The sequence below is a fragment of the Mesorhizobium temperatum genome, from assembly GCF_002284575.1.
Classification (GTDB): Bacteria; Pseudomonadota; Alphaproteobacteria; order Rhizobiales; family Rhizobiaceae; genus Mesorhizobium; species Mesorhizobium temperatum.
The window spans coordinates 88,474-106,440 of sequence record NZ_NPKJ01000062.1; the positions used below are offsets into that span (position 1 = coordinate 88,474).

Sequence of the window (17,967 nt, forward strand, 5' to 3'; positions counted from 1 at the left end):
CAACGCGGCATGGCATCGAAATCGCGTGATACCGCTTCAAATCCCCTCAAATTGGCACAATTCGTGCTTGAAGGAGGCGCAAGCGGGGCTCACAACCCGTCTTTTTGGCAGTGGAGGCCACTTTTTACATGAAAAAGATCGAAGCGATCATCAAGCCGTTCAAGCTAGACGAAGTGAAGGAAGCGCTTCAGGAGGCCGGGCTGCAAGGCATCACCGTTACGGAGGCCAAGGGTTTTGGCCGCCAGAAGGGCCATACCGAACTCTATCGCGGCGCTGAATATGTCGTGGATTTTCTGCCCAAGGTGAAAATCGAGGTCGTGCTCGGCGACGAGGCGGTCGAAGGCGCGATCGAAGCCATTCGCAAGGCGGCCCAGACCGGCCGCATCGGCGACGGCAAGATCTTCGTCTCCAACATCGAGGAAGTCGTGCGCATCCGCACCGGCGAAACAGGGATGGACGCGGTCTGAGCTTTCTGATTTCAGATCATCTCCTCGAAACGTCATCAGACAGGGATACATGACATGACGACAGCCAAAGACATCATGAAGCAGATCAAGGACAACGACGTTAAATTCGTTGATCTGCGCTTCACCGATCCGAAGGGCAAGCTGCAGCACGTGACGATGGATGTCGTCGAGGTCGAGGAAGACATGTTTGCCGACGGCGTCATGTTCGATGGGTCCTCCATCGCCGGCTGGAAGGCGATCAACGAGTCCGACATGGTGCTGATGCCCGATACCGAGACGGTGCATATGGACCCGTTCTTCGCGCAGTCGACCATGGTCATCCTGTGCGATATCCTCGATCCGATCTCCGGAGAATCCTACAACCGCGACCCGCGCGGCACCGCCAAGAAGGCCGAAGCCTACATGAAGGCGGAAGGCATCGGCGATCAGATCTTCGTCGGCCCGGAAGCCGAGTTCTTCGTGTTCGATGACGTCAAGTACAAGGCCGACCCGTACAACACCGGCTTCAAGCTCGACTCCACCGAATTGCCGTCCAACGACGACACCGACTATGAGACCGGCAACCTCGGTCACCGTCCGCGCATCAAGGGCGGCTATTTCCCGGTGCCGCCGATCGACTCGGCGCAGGACATGCGCTCGGAGATGCTGACCGTGCTCGCCGAAATGGGCGTGCGGGTCGAAAAGCATCACCACGAAGTGGCCGCTGCCCAGCACGAACTCGGCATCAAGTTCGACACTCTGGTCCGCAACGCCGACAAGATGCTGATCTACAAGTACGTCGTGCACCAGGTCGCCAATGCCTACGGCAAGACGGCCACCTTCATGCCGAAGCCTGTCTTCGGCGACAACGGCTCGGGCATGCACGTCCACCAGTCGATCTGGAAGGAAGGCAAGCCGACCTTCGCCGGCAATGAATATGCCGGCCTGTCCGAGAGCTGCCTGTTTTACATCGGCGGCATCATCAAGCACGCCAAGGCGATCAATGCGTTCACCAACCCGCTGACCAATTCCTACAAGCGTCTGGTGCCGGGCTATGAAGCGCCGGTGCTGCTCGCCTATTCGGCCCGCAACCGCTCTGCCTCCTGCCGCATCCCGTTCGGCTCGTCGCCGAAGGCCAAGCGCGTCGAGGTCCGCTTCCCCGATCCCGGCGCGAACCCCTACCTCGCCTTTGCCGCCATGCTGATGGCCGGCCTCGACGGCATCAAGAACAAGATCCATCCCGGCCAGCCGATGGACAAGGATCTCTACGACCTGCCGCCGAAGGAACTGAAGAAAATCCCGACCGTGTGCGGCTCGCTGCGCGAAGCCTTGCAGAGCCTCGACAAGGACCGTGGCTTCCTGAAGGCTGGCGGCGTGTTCGACGACGACCAGATCGACAGCTATATCGAGCTCAAGATGGCCGAAGTGATGCGCTTCGAAATGACCCCGCATCCGGTCGAGTACGACATGTATTATTCGGTCTGACCGGATCGGCTAGGCGACAAACAAAACCCCGCCGGAGCGATCCTGCGGGGTTTTGTTTGGGATGGAGAAAATACTCAATCGAGCAGTTGGTGTAGTCGCCCTTGGCAAAACGCCGACGCGACGAGAGCGAGACACGGCGCAGACACTCAGGTCCGCACCGTGACTACATGTTCAAGCGGCAGCCGAAACCTCGGCGCTGGTCGGGACGGAGGCGATCGTCTTCAGTATCTGCGAGGCGATCTGGTAGGGGTCGCCCTGCGAGTTCGGGCGGCGATCCTCGAGATAACCCTTGTAGCCGTTGCTGATGAAGGAATGCGGCACGCGGATCGAGGCGCCGCGGTCGGCGATGCCATAGCTGAACCTGTTCCACGGCGCGGTCTCATGCTTGCCGGTCAAACGCTTGTCGTTGTCCGGGCCGTAGACGGCGATATGGTCCATCAGATTCTTGTCGAAGGCGGCCATCAGCGCCTCGAAATAGTCCTTGCCGCCGACCTCGCGCATATAAGCGGTCGAGAAATTGGCGTGCATGCCGGAACCGTTCCAGTCGGTGTCGCCGAGCGGCTTGCAGTGGTATTCGATGTCGATGCCGTATTTCTCGGTGAGGCGCTGCATCAGGTAGCGGGCCATCCACATCTGGTCGGCGGCCTTCTTGGAGCCTTTGCCGAAGATCTGGAATTCCCACTGGCCCTTGGCCACCTCGGCATTGATGCCTTCATGGTTGATGCCGGCGGCAAGGCAGAGGTCGAGATGCTCCTCGACGATCTGCCTGGCGACGCTGCTGACGTTGCTGTAGCCGACGCCGGTGTAGTACGGGCCTTGCGGCGCCGGGTAACCGCTCTCGGGGAAGCCGAGCGGGCGGCCGTCCTTGTAGAAGAAATACTCCTGCTCGAAGCCGAACCAGGCGCCCTCGTCGTCGAGGATGGTTGCGCGCTTGTTGGATGCATGCGGCGTCACGCCGTCCGGCATCATCACTTCGCACATGACGAGCACGCCATTGGTGCGCGCGGGATCCGGATAGATGGCGACCGGCTTCAGCACGCAGTCGGACGAGTGGCCTTCGGCCTGCATGGTCGAAGAACCGTCGAAGCCCCACAGCGGAAGCTGGTCGAGCGTCGGGAACTCGGCATATTCCTTGATCTGCGTCTTTCCGCGAAGGTTGGGAACCGGGGTGTATCCATCGAGCCAAATGTACTCGAGCTTGTATTTCGTCATTCTAGCCTCTCGTTGCTTTGATCACCGAACCTTGGACGGCGCCGGCGTGCCAGCCACCCTGCAGCCGACCTGCCGGATTATTAAAAAGCAATTCGTGTGCCATTCTCGCCGGCAAAGGATGCGGCAGAAGTGACGCCGGATCCCGACAAAATTCATTGCGCCGTCACCGCAAAGCGTCCGGATCAATCACAAGCACATTTCGCACAAATAATAGGCAACTACTGATCTTTTCGTAATCATGTTGCCTAACGCGATTGCAGAACCTATCTTGGGGAAAGATTGAATCGGCAAGATTCTGCGGAAGAAAGGAGACCGACAATGGAAATCACTTCCACCCGTCAGTCGGCCAAAATCCTGATGTTCCCGGTGGCAGCGCGTGCTTCTGCCTCAAATTTAAGCGGAAAGGCTAAGTTCGCGGCAGAGCTTGCTTCATTGCGCAACCGTACGGATTTCGGAAGCGGCTGGTATCACGAGGCGGCCATCGAGGAGGCGAAACAGGACCGGAAGAGCTAAGCCCTTCCTTCCGCATCGCTTTTGACGAATTGAAAAGCCCGGCGCGATCACTCGCGCCGGGCTTTGCATTTTTGCTATTAGGCCAGGATCAGGTCTTGGCGTGCAAGTTCGTTCCCAGCGTATCCCTGACGAAGATCATACCAATGATCAGCGACATCGCCGCAATCACCACCGGATACCAGAGGCCGTAATAGATATCGCCCTTGTAGGCGCTGAGCGCGAACACCGTTGCTGGCAGCAGGCCGCCGAACCAGCCATTGCCGATGTGATAGGGCAACGACATGCCGGTATAGCGGATGCGTGTCGGGAACATCTCGACCAAGATCGCGGCGATCGGTCCGTAGACCATGGTCACGTAAAGGACCAGGACGAACAGGATGCCGATGACCTTTGCCCAGCTGACCTGTTCAGGGTCGGCAAACATCGCAAAGGCGCCTGCTCCCGGGACATTGTAGACGGTGATCTCGGGCGCTCCCGCCGCGGCCTCATCGGCCGTCAGCAGCTTGTCCTTGATCGCCTGGTCGGCCGCAACCGTCGTCTTGTCGCCGGCGCGGATTGCCGCGGCGTCGAGCTTCAGTTCCGGATTGGCCGCGACAAAGGCGTCAAGCTTCTGGTCGGCGACCTTGGCCGCAGCACGCTTCAGCGGATAGCCGCCGTCCTGCAACGCAATGTTGATTGCCTTCTTGAACGCGGCGTCGCTTGAAGCTGCCTTGTCTGCGGCTACCACGGCATCATAGGACGTCACCGTTTCGTTGCCGATCTTGACACTGGCCGCGGTCCCCGCTGCCGCTGTCGTGACAATGTCATAAGGCACGGAGCTCTTGGCAAGGAAATCCGTCGCAATATCGCACGACGTGAGAGGCTTGCGCGTTCCGGTCGGATTGAACTGGAACTTGCAGTCGCCAGGCGCAGCGGTAATCGTGGCACGGGTGTTTTGCTGCGCAGTGGCGAGCGCCGGGTTGGCTGCCCAGGTCAGCGCCTTGAACAGCGGGAAGGTGGTGACGATCGCCAGCGCCAGGCCAGCCATGATGATCGGCTTGCGGCCAATCTTGTCGGAGAGCCAGCCGAACACGACGAAAAAGATCGTGCCGAGCGCCAGCGCGATGGCGATCATGATGTTGACCGACTGGCCATCGACCTTGAGCACGTTCTGCAGGAAGAACAGCGCGTAGAATTGGCCGTTGTACCAGACCACGGCCTGGCCGGCAGTAAGGCCGAGAAGCGCCAGAATGGCGATCTTGGCATTCTTCCATTGGCCGAACGCTTCCGTCAGCGGCGCCTTGGAACCCTTACCTTCGTCCTTCATCCGCTGGAATGTCGGCGATTCGGCGAGCGACAGGCGAATCCAGACCGAAATGCCCAGCAGGATCGCTGAGACCAGGAACGGAATGCGCCAGCCCCAGTCCGCGAAGTCTTCCTTGCTCAGCGAATTCTGCACGGTCAGGATGACGATCAGCGACAGGAACAGGCCGAGCGTGGCCGTCGTCTGGATCCACGACGTGTAGAAGCCACGACGGTCGTCGGGCGCGTGCTCGGCGACGTAGGTCGCGGCACCGCCATACTCGCCACCGAGCGCCAGGCCTTGCAGCATGCGCAGCGCAACCAGGATGATGGGCGCCGCGATGCCCCAACTGGCCGCGCCAGGAAGTATGCCGACCAGGAAGGTCGATAGACCCATGATCAGGATGGTGACGAGAAAGGTGTATTTACGGCCGACGAGATCGCCGATGCGGCCGAATACCAGCGCACCGAACGGGCGCACGAGGAAGCCTGCGGCGAAAGCCAGCAGCGTGAAGATGTTGCGCGTTGTTTCGGGATATTGCGTGAAGAACGCAGCGCCGATCGCGGCCGCCAAAGTGCCGTAGAGATAAAAATCATACCATTCGAAAACGGTGCCGAGTGAGGAAGCGAAGATGACTTTCTTCTCTTCCCGCGTCATGCCGCGGCTTACTCTGCCGGCGGTCGCTGCCATTGCCATGAATTCGTCCTCCCGTGACATCTCGCTGTGCTTGATGCTGCGCAGTGTCGTGCCTAGACACGAACTCGGGCAGCAATCGCCGCGAGAAATGACAGAAAGCGCCGCCCAGAGGCAGCCCGCCTTTGGGATTATGACTTTGGTCCAATGCATCGGCCCGAAGATCGGAATCGATCTTCGGAAAGCATGATGCATAGATTCAAGGTGTTAGAGCGTACTTTGTGCGTCTGGACGCACGTCGCTCCAATGTGTAACGCGAAACGACGGGCCGGCGATTGCGGTCAGCCCTTGAGCGCCTCGATAAGACCGACCGCCGCCATGAAATCGCGTTTGCGGTGGGCACGGCGGGCGACAGCCTCCGCGTCATGGCCCCAGTGCTCGGCCTGCCAGTCCTCGTCGACATGGCCGGCAGTCCAGGCGGCGTCGCCGTCGATCTCGCCGAACTCGACGGCCAGCGCCAGCAGAGCCGATCCTGTCAGCGACGTCATGACGTGGATGGCCGCCAGTCGTAGCGGGTCGGCACGCTGGGCAAGATGAACCCCGAGCACCGCGATGCTCTCGCGCGGCTGCTCGACATGGATCACCCCTTCGGCGAGGTGAAACCGGGCGCCAAGCGCGCTCCGCGCCCAGTCGATGATGGGATCCCAATGTTCGTTCTGACGGTCGACCAGCCCTTGCGGGGTCTCGGCGCGATAGCAGAGCAGGTCGGACGAGGCGAAGCGCAGGACGTCCTCCAGTACCGCCTGCGGGTCGCTGGCGACGCCGTCGATGGCTGTATTGACCAGACGCATGACCGGCATTGTCACCGGGTCGATGGTCTCACCTTGCGCAGCGAACTCGTCAGCGACCAGAGCGGCCGCTTTTTCGGTCGGCAGCACCAGCAGCGCCTTGCCCGGCGTGCGAACCGGCTTGCCATCGAGATGAACGGCAAAACCATTTTCGGCCGGTGCGACCGAGACGGCTTTGTAGAAGCGTTTCGGCAGGTGCGTCTTCATCTGGATCTGGGCACGGCGTACCGGATCCGGATCGGAGAGCTGCTTTCCCGCTTCGAGGTCGTTGAGAATATCGCGCATGCCGGAGCCTTTCATCCGGGGATCTGTTTTCGGGCCGGCCGATTCACAATGATCAGACCGGCTGCGATGAGGCCGAGTGCCAGGAAAATACGAATGGTCAGCGGCTCGTTCAAGAAGATGGCGCCGCACAGCACGCCGAACACCGGCGACAGGAAGGTGAAGCTCGACAGGCCCGATGCCGGATAGCGCCGCAGCAGCCAGAACCACAGCACATAGGTGAAAGCAACGATGTAGACCGCCTGGAAAAACAGAGCCAAGGTCGGCAAAGCGGCGAAGTCGCGGACGGGCGGTCCGGCGAAAGGCAGCACCAAGGCGCCGACCACGGCAGCGCCGGCCAATTGGTAGAGCAGCAATTTCTCGGCGCTCGTTTCCGCCAATTTCGTCCGCTTGATGACGATGTAGGTCAATGCCCAAAGAATGCCGGCGCCAAGACTGAGCAGGTCACCGGTCAGTGTCGCACCATTATCGGCGCTCAACTGGTCGGAGAATACCGCGACCAATCCGGCGAATGCGAGCAGAAGTCCAACGAGCCGGCGCGCTGTGATGCGTTCGTTCAGCAGGAAATGTCCGCCGACCAGTACCCAGAACGGCATGGTGTTGACCAGCAAGGTGTTGCGCGCGACGGTCGTCTGTTCGAGCCCGACATAGAGAAACAGGAACTCGAGACCAAAAAGCGCGCCCGCCAGAATGCCGGCGACAAGCGTTCCGTCGCGGGTAAAAAGCACAATGCCGCGCCAGCGACACCAGACGAGAACGCACAGCCCGCCAATGACCGACCGTGCGATCGACAGGAAAACGGGATCGTAGCCGGCATAGGAGATCTTGGCAGCGACGTAGTTCAGCCCCCAGGAAAAGGTCAGTCCGACCATGATGGCGGCGGCGGCAGCGTCAACGGAACTGCGGCGATCCATTGCGGTCGCTGCGGTCATTGCTTCGATTGGCTTTCTAGCTTCGCGAGCAGCGCTTTCAGCACTTCGGTATTTTGCCTTACCGCTTCAGTGTTCTCACGGCCGATTTCGGCCATCGACCCCTGCCGGGTAGCAACGCGGCGCATATAAGCGAACCAGACGACGAAAATCAGGATGAACGGCAACCAGTTCACCAACTGACGAACGAGCGACGCCTCATCCATGGTTTACTCCCTCGCTCATTTAGTCCTCGGCGCTGGCGTCGTCGAAGCCGATCAGGTTCCAGCTCTGGCGCATATGCGGCGGCATCGGTGCGGTGACGTCGATAAGACCCTTGTCGGGATGCGGGATGACGATGCGGCGCGCGTGCAGGTGCAAGCGGTTCTGCATGCCGCCGGGAAAATCCCAATTGGTGTCGGCCTCGAAATATTTGGGGTCGCCGATGATCGGGCAGCCGATGTGAGCGGCATGGACGCGAAGCTGGTGGGTTCGGCCGGTATAGGGTTCCATTTCCAGCCAGGACAGGGTCTGCGCCGCCTGTTCGACGATCCGGTAATATGATACCGCGTGGTCGGCGCCCTTTTCGCCATGCTTGGCGACGCGCACGCGGTCGCCGTCGGGCGTCGGCTCCTTGATCAGCCAGGTCGAGATCTTGTCTTCGCGCTTCGGCGGCACGCCCTTGACCAGCGCCCAATAGGTCTTCTTGGTCTCACGCGCCCGGAACGCCTCGGCAAGCTTCATGGCGGCGAGCCTGGTGCGGGCGACGACCAGCACGCCTGACGTGTCGCGGTCGAGCCGGTGCACCAGACGCGGTTTCTCGCCCTTCTGGTTGCGCCAGGCTTCCAGCATGTCGTCGACATTGCGGGTGACACCCGAGCCACCCTGAACGGCAAGGCCTGCAGGCTTGTTGAAGACGAAGACTTTCGGATCTTCATGGATCAGCATCTTGGCCAAAACGTCGGCGTCGCCCTGGTTGCGGATCGAGTGACCGGTGAGCGGGCTCTCGCCCTTCTTGTCCACTTCGAGCGGCGGAATGCGGACCATCTGGCCTGGCTCGACGCGGGTATCGGCTTTCACCCTGCCACCGTCGACACGGATCTGGCCGGATCGCAGCAGCTTTTGCAGATGGCCGAAGCCAAGACCCGGAAAATGGGTCTTGAACCAGCGGTCGAGCCGCATACCCGCCTCGCCGGCCTCCACCGTGATCTGTTCAACTCCTGCCATAATTCCAATCGCCGTTTCGCGGGCATGCAACGGCATTCACCGGCACCCGCAACCTCACACTCGATCATTCGTTATCGGTTCCATATTGCAGAACCTGAACTTTCTCCAGTGTGATCAAACCACTTGTCATGATTGTTTCAAGGACGGGCAGGAAAGCGGCTATCTTTTCCTCGTCATCGACGATCTCGATCACAAGGGGCAGATCCTCCGACAGACGGAGGATCTTCGTGGTGTGAAGCCGGCTGGAATGGCCGAACCCCATCGCCCCGCGCAGGACGGTAGCGCCGGCAATCTGCATTTCGCGGGCCTTCAGCACAATCGCCTCATACAGCGGACGGCCGTCTGCCCTGTCGTTCTCGCCGATGAATATGCGCAGCAACTGCGCCTGTTTTGGTATCTTCATTGCCTGGATCCTCTCAGCCGGTTGAGGCGCACTGCAAGGATGTGGCCAAGCCAGACGGCGGCAAGCCACGTTACCACGGAGATCGCGATATTGAGCGCAGCCGCCATAAGCTTCCCGCTTTGCGCGAGGGTGAGCGTTTCAAGGCTGAAGGCGGAGAAGGTTGTCAGGCCACCGCAGAAGCCGGTCATGAAGAACTGGCGCTGCAACGGGCTGGCGAAGACGCGGCCATCCGGCCCCGTCAATGTCGCGTAGAAGCCGATGAGGAATGAGCCGACAATATTCACGAGGAGCGTGCCGAATGGGAATCCATTGCCCCACAGGGCAGTGCTCGTCAGCGAGGCAAGCGCCCGCAGCACGCCGCCAATCATGCTGCCTGCGGCCACGGTCGCATAGATCCGAACCGCTTCGTTCGTTTTGCGCCAGCTAATAAGGCGCGCCGCATGCTCTGCTGCGGCGGTGTCCGTCCCGCCGGAGCGGAGCTTCCGCGGGTTGCTCATGGCGCCCCACTGCCAATCAGAAGACTTCCTGCGGCAAAGCCCAGCGTCACACCACCGAGGCTCAGAAAGACCGAAAGCAGCACATTGCCACCGGCGCGCAGCCATTCGCCCTCACGCGCCAGTGCTAGCGTCTGCAGGCTAAAGGAGGAAACCGTGGTGTAGCAGCCGAGGCTGCCGGTTGCGGCAAAGGCCCAGATGGCGGGCATGCTGTCGCGCGCCACCGCATGCGCAACGACACCGATCGCAAATGCCCCCGAAACGTTGACGACCATTGTGCCCCAGGGAAAGGTCTCGCCGACCCGGCGGGCGACGAAGCCGGACAGGAAGAAGCGGGCCATTGCGCCGATCGCGCCGCCAAGACAGACAAGCAACAGATGATACATCATGCTCCCTCTTGCCGGTCAAGCTACGGTGTCAGGCACCTCCGGCCTTCTTGGTCTCAAGAGACCGCAGGGCCGCGCGAGCCTACTTTTGCCGCTCGCCGCGCAGCTTCGCCCAATAGTCGAGCCGTTTCCTGATATCACGCTCGAAACCGCGCTCCGGCGGATCATAGAATGTGCGGCGGCCCATCTTTTCCGGAAAATAATCCTGTCCGGAAAAAGCGTCCGGCTCGTCGTGGTCGTAACGGTAGCCGGCGCCGTAATCTTCTTCTTTCATCAGCTTGGTCGGCGCGTTGAGGATGTGTTTGGGCGGCAGCAGCGAGCCGAACTCCTTCGCCGCCTGAGTGGCGGCCTTGAAGGCGGTGTAGACGGCGTTGGATTTGGGCGCGCTGGCGAGATAGACGGTGGCCTCAGCGAAGGCGAGCTCGCCCTCTGGCGAGCCCAGGTAGTCGTAGGCATCCTTGGCGGCATTGGCGATGACCAGCGCCTGCGGGTCGGCCAGCCCGATATCCTCCATCGCCATGCGCACCAGCCGGCGGCCGAGATAGAGCGGATCCTCGCCGGCGTCGAACATACGGGCGAGATAATAGAGGGCGGCGTCCGGGTCGGAGCCGCGCACCGATTTGTGCAGCGCCGAGATCAGATTGTAGTGGCCGTCCTGGCCCTTGTCGTAGATCGGCGCCCGGCGCTGGACGATGCGCTGCAGGCCCTCGGCGCCGAACACCTCGCCTGACTTGGCGGCGCGCCAGACCTCTTCGGCCAGCGTCAGCGCCGCGCGGCCATCGCCATCGCTCATGCGGATGAGCATCGCCCTCGCCTCGTCGTCGAGCGGCAACGCCCTGCCCTCGGTCTCCTCGGCACGCGCCAGCAGTCTTGCGATGCTGTCCTCACCGAGCGAATGGAAGACCAGCACGCGCACGCGGGAGAGAAGCGCCGCGTTCAGCTCGAAGGACGGGTTCTCGGTGGTGGCGCCAACCAGCACGACGGTGCCGTCTTCCATGACAGGCAGAAAACTGTCCTGCTGGGCGCGGTTGAAGCGATGGATCTCGTCAACGAAGAGCAGCGTCTGACGGCCGTTGGAGCGGCGCAGCTTCGCCGCCTCGAACACTTTCTTCAGGTCGGCGACACCGGAAAACACCGCCGATATCTGTTGGAAGGCAAGGCTGGTTTCGCCGGCAAGCAGCCGCGCGACCGTGGTCTTGCCCGTCCCGGGCGGCCCCCAGAAGATCATCGAGCCGAGCGAGCCGGAGCCGATCAGCCGCGTCAGTGCGCCGTCGGGCCCGGTCAAATGCTCCTGGCCAACGACCTCGCCGAGGTTCTTCGGGCGCAGCCGGTCGGCCAGCGGCCTACCGGGCGGCGCCTTTTCCGGTTCATCGACACTGAACAGATCGGCCATGCACTTCGTTTCGTTGGAGCGCGATCTCGTCCGAAGGATCGACGCTCGGGCTCAGTAACGCAACACCTGGCGCAGTATCTGCCCGCCGCGCTCGACGGTAAAGCGCCACCAGCGCGTCTCTTCCATGGCTGCCTGTTCCAGGGTCGCGGCGGTATCGATGGTCAAGCCATTGACCTCGCGAACGATGTCGCCCGGCTGGAAGCCGAAATCGGCTGCGGGCGAACCGCGATTGATGTCGATCACAGTAACACCCTTGACATCGGTACGCATGCCGAGCCGCTGGGCGAGCCGCGGCGACAGTTCCGCAACCTTGGCACCGGAAAACGGGCTGCGACCGCGCAGTGTCACTTCCGCGAGTTTTGCACCTTCCGGCGCGCGCTCCAGCGCAATCTCCATCGTCGCTTGCTGGCCTTTGCTGAGGACGGCGAAGCTGGCATTGGTGCCGATCGACAGCGTCGCCATCCGGTAATCCAGCGCCTCGATACTCCCGACCGGCGTGCCGTTGAGCGACAGCACGACATCGCCGGGCTTGAGCCCCGCCGTGGCCGCCGGCCCTGCTTCTTCGACGGACGAAACCAGCGCCCCGGTCGGGGTCTCCAGACCGAGTGATTCGGCGATCTGCGGCGTCACGCGCTCGAATTCGGCACCGATATAGGGCCGCTCGAAGAAGTCGCGGCCGGCTTTGGCCGCATCGGCAAACGCGCGAACCATGTTGGAGGGAATAGCAAAGCCGATGCCGATCGAGCCGCCGCTGCGGCTGTAGATCGCCGTGTTGATGCCGACCAGTTGGCCACCCATGTTGATCAGCGCACCGCCGGAATTGCCGGGGTTGATCGCGGCGTCGGTCTGGATGAAGAAACTGGAATCGGAAACGCCGATGTGGCTGCGGGCAAGCGCCGAAACGATGCCGCTGGTGGTGGTCTGGCCGACACCGAAAGGGTTGCCGATGGCCAACAACAGGTCGCCAACCTCGAGCGCGTCGGAATCGCCGATGGCGACGACCGGAAATGGCTTGTCGGCGGAGATCTTGAGCACGGCGAGGTCAAGCGTCTCGTCCTTGAGCAGCACCTTGCTGTCGAATTCACGCCCGTCCGCTGTGGCGACCTTGACCTGATCGGCGTCCTTGATGAGGTGGAAATTGGTGACCACTATGCCTGTCGGATCGACCAGCACGCCGGAGCCGAGCGAGGACTGCGCGCGCGGCTGCGAACGGCCGAAGAACTCTTCGAAGAAAGGATCGCCGTCGAAGGGCGACCTCAACTTGGCCGTTTGCGAGGCATAGACATTGACGACGGCCGGCGCCGTCTGCTTGACCAGCGGCGCAAAGGACAGTTGCACCTCCTCGCGGCCGAACGGCACGCGCTTGTCTGGACCGGAGGTGGCATTTTCGCCTTCGGCGCCGCGCAGCATGTCGGTCAGCACATCGGACAGACCTGGATCGGCCTTGGTGTCCTGAGCCAACGCCTGCCTGGCCGCCGGCACGACTGCCAGCGCCATCAAGGCGCAGAGTAGAACAAGGGACATCCGTTTTACGCGCATTCCGAATCCTCCGGGTCGGGCGCCATTGTCCCGACGATTGTGCAAAATGAAAGGCTAAGGCAATGAAATCGAATTATTTTGAGCGATAAGGTCTGAGCTGAGCCAAGAAATGGTCGCAAATGTTCCCTGCCGCATTCTGGAATGCAAAAGGGGCCCGCAGGCCCCTTTGAACTCTTTACGCAAACCGAAGCTTATGCGGCTGCGGCTTCCTCGTCAGTGCCTTCTGCCTCGATGCGGGCACGGTCGCCGGCGCCCTTGGCCGAGGTATCGCGATCGACGAACTCGATGACCGCCATGGCGGCATTGTCGCCGTGGCGGAAGCCCGCCTTCATGATGCGCAGATAGCCGCCGTTGCGGGTGGCGTAGCGCGGCGCGATCGTGTCGAACAGGCGCTTCACGACGCCTTCATTGCCGATCTGGGCAATCACTTGGCGGCGGGCATGCAGATCGCCGCGCTTGCCGAGCGTCACCAGCTTCTCGACGATCGGACGCAGATCCTTCGCCTTCGGCAAGGTGGTGAGGATCTGCTCATGCTCGATGAGCGACACGGCAAGGTTGGCAAACATCGACTTGCGGTGGCTTATGCTGCGGGCGAACCGGCGGCCTTTAAATCCGTGGCGCATGGCTCTTCTCCTTCATTCCGGGTTCAAGAGGCCACAGCCTCTGTTGGTTAGCCGCATGATCTTGTCCGAAAAGTCTGCAACTTTTCGGGATCAAGCTTAGTATTGATCTTCGTAACGCTTGGCGAGGTCTTCGATGTTTTCCGGCGGCCAATCCGGCACTTCCATGCCAAGGTGCAGGCCCATCGCCGCCAGGACTTCCTTGATCTCATTCAGCGATTTGCGGCCGAAGTTCGGGGTGCGCAGCATCTCGGCTTCGGTCTTCTGGATCAGGTCGCCGATATAGACGATGTTGTCGTTCTTCAGGCAGTTGGCCGAACGCACCGAAAGCTCGAGCTCGTCGACCTTCTTGAGCAGCGCCGGGTTGAAGGCAAGCTCTGTCACCTGCTCGGCGGCGACTTCCTTCTGCGGCTCGTCGAAATTGACGAACAGGCCAAGCTGGTCCTGCAGGATGCGAGCGGCGAAAGCCACCGCGTCCTCGCCCGAGATCGAACCGTCGGTGTCGATCGTCATGGTCAGCTTGTCATAGTCGAGGACCTGGCCCTCGCGGGTGTTCTCGACTTTGTAGGAGACCTTCTTGACCGGTGAGTAGAGGCTGTCGACCGGGATGAGGCCGATCGGCGCGTCTTCGGCGCGATTGCGGTCGGCCGGCACATAGCCCTTGCCGGTATCGACGGTGAACTCCATGCGGATTTCAGCGCCCTCGTCCAGCGTGCAGATGACGTGGTCGGGATTGAGGATCTCGACGTCGCCGACCGTCTGGATGTCGCCGGCGAGAACAGCGCCCGGTCCCTGCTTGCGCACGACCATGCGCTTGGGGCCGTCACCTTCCATGCGGATGGCGATCTCCTTGATGTTCAAGACGATGTCGGTCACGTCCTCGCGCACGCCGGCGATGGACGAGAATTCATGCAGAACGCCGTCGATCTGCACGGCGGTCACAGCCGCGCCACGCAGCGAAGACAGAAGCACGCGACGCAGCGCATTGCCGAGGGTGAGACCAAAGCCGCGCTCGAGCGGCTCGGCGACCAGCGTGGTCAGCGTCTTCTTCTTCGACGAAAACTCGATCTTGTTCGGCTTGATCAGTTCCTGCCAATTTTTCTGGATCATGATGCTTTCCTTCCGTTGACCCGCCACCATCCAATCGTGGCGGGCGACCTGGAATGCCGTGGAGGAACGCTACTGGGCGTTCGCGCGGCGTTCGGTAATTCTTTAGACGCGGCGCTTCTTGCGCGGGCGGCAGCCATTGTGCGGGATCGGCGTCACATCACGAATCGAGGTGATGGTGAAGCCGGCTGCCTGCAGCGCACGCAGCGCCGATTCACGACCGGAGCCGGGTCCGCAGACCTCGACCTCGAGCATGCGCATGCCGTGTTCCTGGGCCTTCTTGGCAACGTCCTCGGCAGCCATCTGGGCAGCAAACGGGGTCGACTTGCGAGACCCCTTGAAGCCCTGGGCTCCCGCCGACGACCAGGCAATCGAATTGCCCTGCGCGTCGGTGATGGTGATCATCGTGTTGTTGAAGGTCGAGTTGACGTGGGCAACGCCCGACGAGATATTCTTGCGTTCGCGACGGCGAACACGTGTGGCTTCCTTGGCCATGATGGTCCTTTCAGTTGATCTCTACACCGCCGTAATGCCAGCGGCTCCACCTGTAAGGGAGTAGGGGAATAGGGCCGTAGGGGAGTATGTCTTGGCCGCGGATGCCCGCGCCGTATTACATACTGCCCTACTGCCCTACTCCCATATTCCCCTAAATTACTTCTTCTTGCCGGCGATCGACTTGGCCGGGCCCTTGCGGGTGCGCGCATTGGTATGCGTGCGCTGGCCGCGAACCGGCAGCGAGCGGCGATGACGCAGGCCGCGATAGCAGCCGAGGTCCATGAGCCGCTTGATGTTCATCGACACTTCGCGGCGCAGATCGCCCTCGACCTGATAGTCGCGGTCGATCGTCTCGCGGATCTGCAGCACTTCCGCGTCGGTCAGCTGGTTGACGCGGCGCTCGGCCGGGATGCCGACCTTGTCGACGATCTCCTGGGCGAAGTTCTTGCCAATGCCGTGAATGTACTGAAGCGCAATGACAACGCGCTTGTTGGTCGGAATGTTGACGCCGGCTATACGAGCCATGTTCTTCTCTTCTCCATGTGGGCCGGACAAGCCGGCGCTATCAAAGTTGCCCCGCGTCCGGTGGAGGCCGGCCCATGCGGGAGTTTCCAGTTCAAAGCGGCTGCCTTGCCCTTGCGGGCAAGCAAGCCTCATGCCTGATAGGAAGACGGGCCGCCATACCCCAGCGAACCGCTCCAGTCAAGCGTAATCGTTTATTTTCCGTACGCAGACCCTTGGGCCGCCCCTTGCGTCGCAGCCGTGAGCACCACTTCGATCTGTCGCGTCACCGCATCGATGTCGGCCATGCCGTCGACACCTCTCAGCTTGCCCTTGGCATAGTAGTAGCCGATCAGCGGCGACGTTTTCTTGTAGTACTCCTTCAGGCGCTCTTCGAACACCGCCGGATTGTCGTCCTTGCGCACAGGCAGACCCGCGGCCTTGGCCTCTTCGACGCGCTTGCCGATTCGACCAACCAGCGCCTTGTCGTCAACGACAAGTTCAATGACGGCGTCGAGAGTGAGGCCACGATCCGAGAGCATCGATTCAACCGCGTCCGCTTGCACCAAGGTTCGCGGGTATCCGTCAAGGATGAATCCCCCGGCGCAATCGGCCTGATCGATACGCTCGGCCACGATGGCGTTGACGATGGCGTCGGAAACCAGTTCGCCAGCATCCATCACCGCCTTGGCGCGCTTGCCGACTTCGGTGCCGGCCTGGACAGCAGCGCGCAGCATATCGCCCGTGGAGAGTTGGGGTATGCCATATTTTTCTACCAGTCTTTGTGCTTGCGTCCCCTTGCCCGCCCCTGGCGGCCCAAGCAATATCAACCTCATCTGGCCTTCTTCCCCCCGCGCAGCTTCGACTTCTTGATCAGGCCCTCATACTGGTGCGCGATCAGGTGACCCTGAATCTGCGCCACCGTATCGAGCGTTACACTGACCACGATCAGAAGCGATGTGCCACCGAGGTAGAATGGTACGCCAGTCGCTGAAATCAGGAACTCGGGCAGCAGACACACCAGCACCAGATAGATGGCGCCGACGACGGTGATGCGGGTGAGAACATAGTCGATGTAATCGGCGGTGCGCTCGCCCGGACGGTAGCCCGGAATGAAACCCGAATGCTTCTTGAGCTGGTCGGCGGTGTCCTTCGGGTTGAAGACGATCGCCGTATAGAAGAAGGCGAAAAACACGATCATCGCCGCATAGAACGCCATGTAGAGCGGCTGGCCATGGCCGAGTGCCGCCAGGACGGTGCTGGCCCAGGCTGGCATGTTGGTCGTCTGCGAGAAGCCGGCGACCGTCGCCGGCAGCAACAGCAGCGAAGACGCGAAGATCGGCGGAATGACGCCGGCCGTGTTGAGCTTGAGCGGCAGGTGCGAAGTGTCGCCCTGGAACATGCGGTTGCCGACCTGGCGCTTTGGATACTGGATCAGCAAGCGCCGCTGGGCGCGTTCGAAGAACACGATCAGCGCGATAACGACGACGGCGAGAACGATGATCGCCAGGATCAGGCCGGTCGACAGCGCGCCGGTGCGGCCAAGTTCCAGCGTACCGGAGATGGCTTGCGGCAGGCCGGCGACGATACCGGAAAAGATGATCAGCGAAATGCCGTTGCCGATGCCGCGGGCGGTGATCTGCTCGCCGAGCCACATCAGGAACATGGTGCCGCCGACCAGCGTGATGACGGTCGAGATGCGGAAGAACATGCCGGGATCGCTGACGATGCCGTTGCCGCCTTCCAGCCCGACCGCAATGCCGTAGGCCTGGACCAGTGCCAAAAGCACGGTGCCGTAGCGGGTATACTGGTTGATGACCTTGCGGCCCTGTTCGCCTTCCTTCTTCAGCGCCTCCAGTGACGGGATGACGGAGGTCATCAGCTGCATGATGATGGAAGCGGAGATATAGGGCATGATGCCGAGGGCAAAGATCGCCATGCGCTCCACGGCGCCGCCGGCGAACATGTTGAACATGCCAAGCACGCCCTTGCTCTGCGACGAGAAGGCCTGGGCGAAAGCGTCGGGATTGATGCCGGGCAGCGGAATATAGGTGCCGAGGCGGTAGACGAGCAGCGCGCCGATGGTGAACCAGATGCGCTTCTTCAGATCCTCCGCCTTGGCGAAGGCCGAGAAATTCAGATTCGAGGCTAGTTGTTCAGCAGCCGAAGCCATGCCTGATTCTCCGCTTGGTC

Annotated in this window: 20 protein-coding genes; 3 read left to right on the top strand and 17 right to left on the bottom strand. The window is 61.5% G+C overall.

The window, feature by feature from the left end; genetic code table 11:
• The first annotated feature begins 128 nt into the window (after positions 1–128).
• The gene (locus CIT26_RS24095) at positions 129–467 is read left to right on the top strand and encodes a P-II family nitrogen regulator (protein ID WP_095494897.1); all 339 of its coding nucleotides are present in this window, start codon (positions 129–131) and stop codon (positions 465–467) included.
• A 54-nt stretch (positions 468–521) separates the two neighbouring features.
• Positions 522–1,931 (top strand): type I glutamate--ammonia ligase, encoded by a 1,410-nt coding sequence (glnA, locus tag CIT26_RS24100; RefSeq protein ID WP_095494898.1) that lies wholly within the window; start codon positions 522–524, stop codon positions 1,929–1,931.
• Positions 1,932–2,102: 171 nt separating this feature from the next.
• Here the strand turns inward: glnA and CIT26_RS24105 are convergent, their stop codons facing one another.
• Positions 2,103–3,143 carry a glutamine synthetase beta-grasp domain-containing protein gene (locus CIT26_RS24105; RefSeq protein ID WP_095494899.1) on the bottom strand — a complete coding sequence of 347 codons (1,041 nt, stop codon included), beginning with the start codon at positions 3,141–3,143 and terminating at the stop codon, positions 2,103–2,105.
• Positions 3,144–3,461: 318 nt separating this feature from the next.
• Here CIT26_RS24105 and CIT26_RS24110 point away from each other — a divergent pair, with 318 nt between their 5' ends.
• On the top strand, positions 3,462–3,656 hold the full coding sequence (locus CIT26_RS24110; protein WP_095494900.1) for a DUF2735 domain-containing protein: 195 nt from the start codon (positions 3,462–3,464) through the stop codon (positions 3,654–3,656).
• 88 nt (positions 3,657–3,744) lie between these two features.
• Here the strand turns inward: CIT26_RS24110 and CIT26_RS24115 are convergent, their stop codons facing one another.
• The 16 genes from CIT26_RS24115 to secY all read right to left on the bottom strand — a co-directional run bounded on the left by CIT26_RS24115 (position 3,745) and on the right by secY (position 17,947).
• The gene (locus CIT26_RS24115; RefSeq protein ID WP_095494901.1) at positions 3,745–5,634 is read right to left on the bottom strand and encodes an MFS transporter; all 1,890 of its coding nucleotides are present in this window, start codon (positions 5,632–5,634) and stop codon (positions 3,745–3,747) included.
• Between the two features lie 278 nt (positions 5,635–5,912).
• A complete protein-coding gene (locus CIT26_RS24125; RefSeq protein WP_095494923.1) occupies positions 5,913–6,704 on the bottom strand; it encodes an ATP12 family chaperone protein in 792 nt (263 codons plus the stop codon).
• Between the two features lie 11 nt (positions 6,705–6,715).
• On the bottom strand, positions 6,716–7,633 hold the full coding sequence (locus tag CIT26_RS24130) for a DMT family transporter (protein WP_095494903.1): 918 nt from the start codon (positions 7,631–7,633) through the stop codon (positions 6,716–6,718).
• Positions 7,630–7,836 (bottom strand): hypothetical protein, encoded by a 207-nt coding sequence (locus CIT26_RS24135; RefSeq protein ID WP_095494904.1) that lies wholly within the window; start codon positions 7,834–7,836, stop codon positions 7,630–7,632. Before CIT26_RS24135 ends, CIT26_RS24130 begins: the two co-directional genes overlap by 4 nt.
• A 19-nt stretch (positions 7,837–7,855) precedes the next feature.
• On the bottom strand, positions 7,856–8,836 hold the full coding sequence (locus CIT26_RS24140) for an RluA family pseudouridine synthase (RefSeq protein WP_095494905.1): 981 nt from the start codon (positions 8,834–8,836) through the stop codon (positions 7,856–7,858).
• A 64-nt stretch (positions 8,837–8,900) separates the two neighbouring features.
• Positions 8,901–9,239: a DUF190 domain-containing protein gene (locus CIT26_RS24145; RefSeq protein ID WP_095494906.1), complete on the bottom strand. Its 339-nt coding sequence runs from the start codon at positions 9,237–9,239 to the stop codon at positions 8,901–8,903.
• Complete coding sequence (crcB, locus tag CIT26_RS24150) at positions 9,236–9,607, bottom strand: fluoride efflux transporter CrcB (protein WP_245319538.1); 372 nt, start codon at positions 9,605–9,607, stop codon at positions 9,236–9,238. Before crcB (CIT26_RS24150) ends, CIT26_RS24145 begins: the two co-directional genes overlap by 4 nt.
• Before the next feature lie 125 nt (positions 9,608–9,732).
• Positions 9,733–10,122 (bottom strand): fluoride efflux transporter CrcB, encoded by a 390-nt coding sequence (gene crcB, locus CIT26_RS24155; RefSeq protein WP_095494908.1) that lies wholly within the window; start codon positions 10,120–10,122, stop codon positions 9,733–9,735.
• Positions 10,123–10,201: 79 nt separating this feature from the next.
• Positions 10,202–11,512: a replication-associated recombination protein A gene (locus tag CIT26_RS24160; RefSeq protein WP_095494909.1), complete on the bottom strand. Its 1,311-nt coding sequence runs from the start codon at positions 11,510–11,512 to the stop codon at positions 10,202–10,204.
• A 51-nt stretch (positions 11,513–11,563) separates the two neighbouring features.
• Positions 11,564–13,051, bottom strand: a complete 1,488-nt coding sequence (locus CIT26_RS24165) for a DegQ family serine endoprotease (protein ID WP_095494910.1) — start codon at positions 13,049–13,051, stop codon at positions 11,564–11,566.
• Between the two features lie 191 nt (positions 13,052–13,242).
• Complete coding sequence (gene rplQ, locus CIT26_RS24170) at positions 13,243–13,674, bottom strand: 50S ribosomal protein L17 (RefSeq protein WP_023799277.1); 432 nt, start codon at positions 13,672–13,674, stop codon at positions 13,243–13,245.
• Positions 13,675–13,770: 96 nt separating this feature from the next.
• Positions 13,771–14,781, bottom strand: coding sequence for a DNA-directed RNA polymerase subunit alpha (locus tag CIT26_RS24175; RefSeq protein WP_023799278.1), 1,011 nt, complete (start codon positions 14,779–14,781; stop codon positions 13,771–13,773).
• A gap of 102 nt (positions 14,782–14,883) precedes the next feature.
• Positions 14,884–15,273 carry a 30S ribosomal protein S11 gene (rpsK, locus tag CIT26_RS24180; RefSeq protein WP_023799279.1) on the bottom strand — a complete coding sequence of 130 codons (390 nt, stop codon included), beginning with the start codon at positions 15,271–15,273 and terminating at the stop codon, positions 14,884–14,886.
• Positions 15,274–15,429: 156 nt separating this feature from the next.
• Entirely contained in the window at positions 15,430–15,798 is a 369-nt protein-coding gene (gene rpsM, locus CIT26_RS24185; RefSeq protein WP_029352234.1) for a 30S ribosomal protein S13, read from the bottom strand.
• A 191-nt stretch (positions 15,799–15,989) separates the two neighbouring features.
• Positions 15,990–16,610, bottom strand: coding sequence for an adenylate kinase (locus tag CIT26_RS24190; protein WP_095494911.1), 621 nt, complete (start codon positions 16,608–16,610; stop codon positions 15,990–15,992).
• The gene (gene secY, locus CIT26_RS24195; RefSeq protein WP_095494912.1) at positions 16,607–17,947 is read right to left on the bottom strand and encodes a preprotein translocase subunit SecY; all 1,341 of its coding nucleotides are present in this window, start codon (positions 17,945–17,947) and stop codon (positions 16,607–16,609) included. The genes CIT26_RS24190 and secY overlap by 4 nt, the downstream gene beginning before the upstream one ends.
• Positions 17,948–17,967 lie beyond the last annotated feature (20 nt).